Genomic DNA, 4,293 nt, shown 5'->3' on the forward strand with positions numbered 1-4,293 from the left:
GGCGCATTAGCGTGAGTCATGAGGACCTCTGGTTCGAGGATGGTGTGGTAACCCCTTCGATACCGGAGGTCCTCACCTCACGTCAGCCGTTCACAACCTCCCGGGGAACTACACCTAGCCGGCGCGGCCGTGCGGCGGCGGTCAGCCGGCGGCGAGCAGGCGCGTCCGCTGGGGCGTGCGGACCTTCTTCGCCGACAGGGCGTCGCCGTAGACGACGAACGCGTCGCCGTCCTCGACCGTCCGGTAGGCGCCGGCCGCCATGCGCACCTTCCGCAGGTCGCCCAGGCACGAGCGCTTCACCGTGAGCCGCATCCAGCCCTTCTTGCCCGTCCGGCTCGAGAAGTCGCCCGAGCAGACGACGTCGTACTCGGGGTCGACGACCTCGGCCACCGAGCTGCCCATGCGTCCGTAGACCTCGAAGTCGGCCTTCTTGCTGCCCGGCGCGTAGATCTCCGCGTACAGCCCGGCGTCGGACTTCAGCCGCGCGAACCGGACGGTGACGCTGACCGTCTTGCTCCGGTGGTCGTACCGGACGCTGGTGGCGTCGACGCCGGAGCGGCGGCTCGCCGTCTTGGTGAGCCGGCGCTCCTCGCGCACCTCGAGGTCGTCCGCGGAGTAGGTCGTGCGCACGACGTCGGCGCGCTTGTCCTTGATCGAGGCGCGCTCGGCGTGGGCGGCGGGGGCGGTGCCGAGCACGGTGACGGCCGCCAGGGCGGTGGCGAGGACGGTGGTGAGGCGGCGCACGGCGCTCCTTCGGTGGTGCGGTGGAGGAGAGGCGGCGTGCCCGTCCTTCCCGGATCGTAGGGGCCGGCGACGTCGTGCGGAGCCGTTCGTCGCGATTGCCCCCGAGGCGGCACGAGGGCCCGGGACGCCGTGGACGTGGCGTCCGGCAAGATGTGCGGGCCCCGCTGCCCGGCTGGGGCGGACGAGGAGGGGCCATGACGACCGCGAGGCTGTTGCGCTCCGGGGTGCGTCCGGACGGCTGGGACGTCAGCCCGGGGTCGGAGCAGGGCCCGTTCGGCCTGGACCGCCACGGTCAGCTGACCGCCTCGCGCCCGAACCCGTTCCACCGCCCGCTGCGCGACGTCGTGGACGACGACGACACCCTCGACGGGCGCGGCGGCTGACCGACGTGGGCGAGGGCCCGGGACGCGTCGACGTCCCGGGCCCTCGTCGTGGTGCGGTCAGGCGAGCAGGGCCTTGGCGATGCCGTTGCGCTGGATCTCCGACGACCCGGTCAGCACGCGGAACATCCGCAGCTTCTTGAACGCGGACTCGATCTCCGAGCCCTGCACCATGCCCGCCTTGCCGTGCAGCTGCATGGCGTCGTCGGCGAGGCGGAAGGCGTTCTCGGCCACGAACAGCTTGCACAGGAACGCCTCGGTGGCCGGACGGCGTCCGGCGTCCAGCGCCGCCAGCGCGTCGTACGTCATCGACCGGGCCGCGTAGTAGGCGGTGGCCATGTCGGCGATGCGGTGCTGGACGGACTGCAGGTCGGCCAGGCGTCCGCCGAAGACCTTCCGCTCCTTGGCGTAGTCGATGGTCAGCTCCAGGACGCGCCGGGCCTGGCCGAGCACGGTGGGGCAGTGCAGCAGCCGGTTGACGACCACGCGGCCGACGCCGATGCGCAGGCCGTCGCCGACCCGGCCGAGCAGCTGCTCGGGCCCCACGTAGCAGTCGTCCAGGACGATGTCGGCCTCGATGTGCTCGCCCGACAGCGGCACCTCGCCCTCCTCGACGCGGCAGCCGGGGCTGTCCAGGTCGACGAGGAAGGCCGAGTACTGCTCGTCCTCGCCGGCCATGCGGGCCACGAGCACGGAGAAGTCGGCGAACGGGCCGGCCGAGCTGAACACCTTGCGTCCGGTGAGGCGCCAGCCGTCGCCGTCCGGCGTCGCCGTCGTGGTCATGGCGCGCACGTCCGAGCCGGCGTCGGTCTCGGTGAGCGAGAAGCAGCACGCACGCTCGCCGCGCACGACCGGCAGCAGGTAGCGCTCGACCTGGTGCGGCGTGGCCACCTCGAAGATCGAGCCGCCGCAGCGGGCCGCCCATGTCGCCGAGCACGGAGTGGTACAGCACGCGGCCGGACGCGCCGACCTCCTCCTTGAGCACGGCCAGCTCGGTGAACGACAGCCCGCCGCCGCCGAGCTCGGGCGGCAGGTGGACGCCGTAGAACCCGAGCTCGCGGCTGCGCTTCCAGACCGGCTCGAGCACGGAGCGGTCGTAGACGGACGCGGGGCCGAGGCCGTGGGCGCGCTCGTAGTCGGCGAGCTCGCCGTCGAGGTAGGCGCGCAGGTCGGCCACGAGCGGGCCGAGCGTGGCGGAGTCGTCGTAGGACGGACGCAGGTCGAAGGTCATGGCGGGCTCCTCAGTTCACGGCCCGGTCGGCGCCGGTCCAGTAGCGGGATCGGACGGCGCGACGGTCGATCTTCCCGTTGCGGTTGGCCGGCAGCGCGTCCACGACGTCCACCGAACGGGGCTTCTTCATCCGGTCGAGCCGGTCGGCGCAGAAGGCGATGAGCGCGCCGGCGTCGATCGTGGCGCCGGGCCGCGGCACGACGACGGCCTTGACCGCCTCGCCCCAGGTCTCGTCCGGCACGCCCACGACGCAGGCCTCGGCCACGTCCGGGTGCTCGTAGACGGCGGCCTCCACCTCGCTGCAGTAGATGTTGAAGCCGCCGGAGATGATCATGTCCTTCAGGCGGTCGACGATGAAGACGTAGCCGTCCTCGCGCATCCAGGCCACGTCGCCGGTCAGCACCCAGCCGTCGCGGAACGTCTCGGCGCTGAGCTCGGGCTCGTGCCAGTAGGACGTCACGCAGTCGTCGCCGCGCACCACGAGCTCGCCGGTCGTGCCCGGCGGGACGGGGCGCAGGTCCTCGTCGACGACCCTCACCTCGGTGTCGTACAGCGCCCGGCCGCACGAGAGCAGGACGTCGGGGTCGGACTCGATGCCACGGACGACGTCCTCGGCGGTCAGCACGAGCACGCCGCTGGTCGTCTCGGCCTGGCCGTAGCCCTGGGCCACGATCGGCCCGAAGAAGTCGACGGCGTCGCGCAGGCGCCGGGGCGACACCGGCGCTCCGCCGATCGTGACGCTGCGCAGCGACGACCGGTCGAACGCGTCGCGGTCGGGCAGGCCGAGCAGCATGTTGAGCATCGTCGGCACCATGAACGTCGTGGTCACGCGCTCGCGCTCGACCAGGGCCAGGAACGACGCGGGCGTGAACGCCGGCATGACGACGACCTTCGCGCCGCGGCTCAGCGCGGCGAGCAGCACCATGCCCGAGGCGTGCGTGATGGGGCCGGCGACGAGGTAGGTGTCGTGCCAGGTCAGGGCGCCGCCGGGCTCCATGAGCCGCTTGCGGACGTTGGCCAGGCGGTTGCCGGTCGTCTGCACCGCCGCCTTGAGCCGGCCGGTGGACCCGGACGTGAAGTTGAGGACGCACGGGGCGTCCAGCGGGACGTCCGGGCCCTCGAACCGCGGGTCGGCGTCGGCCAGCAGCCGCTCGTACGACGCGGCGCCGGACGTGCTCGCGTCCGGGTCGTCGGCGTCCCCGTCGAGCACGACGACGGTGGCGTCGCGGCCGGAGCGCTTGACCGCGTCCAGCGCGAGCCCCGCGTGAGCCGAGTCAGCGACGACGAGCCGGACGCCGGCGTCCTCGATCACGTGGGCGGCCTCGTCCAGGCCGAGGCGGAAGTTGATCGGCACCCGGAGGTAGCCGCCCTTGACGAGGGCGACCTCCACCTCGACGAGCTCGGCCCGGTTGGCGGCGTTGGTGGCCACCGCGGCCCCGGGCTCGAGGCCGCGGGCCGCCAGGGCCGAGGCCAGCCTGCTGGACCGTTCGTCCAGCTGGGCGTAGGTGAGCCGCTGGTCGCCGCACACGAGTGCTTCGTGTGCGGGCCAGTGCAGCGCGCTGCGGGTGACGAGTCGACCGAGGTTCGGCATGGGAGTCCTTCCGACGTTCCTGGACACAGTGTCTATCATTGTGGTGTGGAACACCAGGTCCCCGGCCGACGAGAGGAAGGTCGACCATGACGCGAGCCGCGCGCCGTCCCCACCGCGTGTACGGCGAGGGCGTCGAGCCCGACCCGCGGTTCACGCTGGCCAACGAGCGCACCTTCCTGGCCTGGGTGCGGACGGCCCTCGCGCTGACCGCCGCGCGCGTCGCCCCTGGACGCCCGCAAGATGAACCAGGAGGACGCATCATGACCGAGCAGAACCCCGGGACCCCGCGCGAGCCGAGCGGCGCGATCAACCACCACCAGGAGAACGTCGCCCCCCAGAGCGACCAG

At 72.7% G+C, this 4,293-nt stretch carries 5 protein-coding genes and 1 pseudogene; 2 read left to right on the forward strand and 4 right to left on the reverse strand.

The window, feature by feature from the left end:
• Window positions 1-141 precede the first annotated feature (141 nt).
• Window positions 142-744, reverse strand: a complete 603-nt coding sequence (locus tag AC2W7G_RS10205) for a hypothetical protein (protein ID WP_485868335.1) — start codon at window positions 742-744, stop codon at window positions 142-144.
• Between the two features lie 194 nt (window positions 745-938).
• On the opposite strand from AC2W7G_RS10205, the gene AC2W7G_RS10210 reads away from it, so the two are divergent.
• Window positions 939-1,127, forward strand: a complete 189-nt coding sequence (locus AC2W7G_RS10210) for a hypothetical protein (RefSeq protein ID WP_485868336.1) — start codon at window positions 939-941, stop codon at window positions 1,125-1,127.
• 57 nt (window positions 1,128-1,184) lie between these two features.
• Here AC2W7G_RS10210 and AC2W7G_RS10215 read toward each other — a convergent pair whose 3' ends face one another.
• From AC2W7G_RS10215 to AC2W7G_RS10225, 3 genes and pseudogenes are all read right to left on the reverse strand, one after another.
• Window positions 1,185-2,015: an acyl-CoA dehydrogenase family protein gene (locus AC2W7G_RS10215; protein WP_485868337.1), complete on the reverse strand. Its 831-nt coding sequence runs from the start codon at window positions 2,013-2,015 to the stop codon at window positions 1,185-1,187.
• Window positions 2,016-2,133: 118 nt separating this feature from the next.
• Window positions 2,134-2,355, reverse strand: a pseudogene (locus AC2W7G_RS10220) (acyl-CoA dehydrogenase family protein); the annotation flags it as partial.
• 10 nt (window positions 2,356-2,365) lie between these two features.
• Window positions 2,366-3,946, reverse strand: a complete 1,581-nt coding sequence (locus AC2W7G_RS10225) for an AMP-binding protein (RefSeq protein ID WP_485868338.1) — start codon at window positions 3,944-3,946, stop codon at window positions 2,366-2,368.
• 86 nt (window positions 3,947-4,032) lie between these two features.
• On the opposite strand from AC2W7G_RS10225, the gene AC2W7G_RS10230 reads away from it, so the two are divergent.
• Window positions 4,033-4,293: YidH family protein (locus AC2W7G_RS10230; protein ID WP_485868339.1), on the forward strand; the 261-nt coding region annotated here is incomplete at its 3' end.

The sequence above is a fragment of the Aeromicrobium sp. PFPM2_SD2 genome (assembly GCF_057364525.1).

Bases quoted from the DNA above. Each gene is read 5' to 3' on its own strand.
- AC2W7G_RS10210 (WP_485868336.1), top strand. From the start codon at position 939: ATGACGACCGCGAGGCTGTTGCGCTCCGGGGTGCGTCCGGACGGCTGG.
- AC2W7G_RS10225 (WP_485868338.1), bottom strand. From the start codon at position 3,946: ATGCCGAACCTCGGTCGACTCGTCACCCGCAGCGCGCTGCACTGGCCC.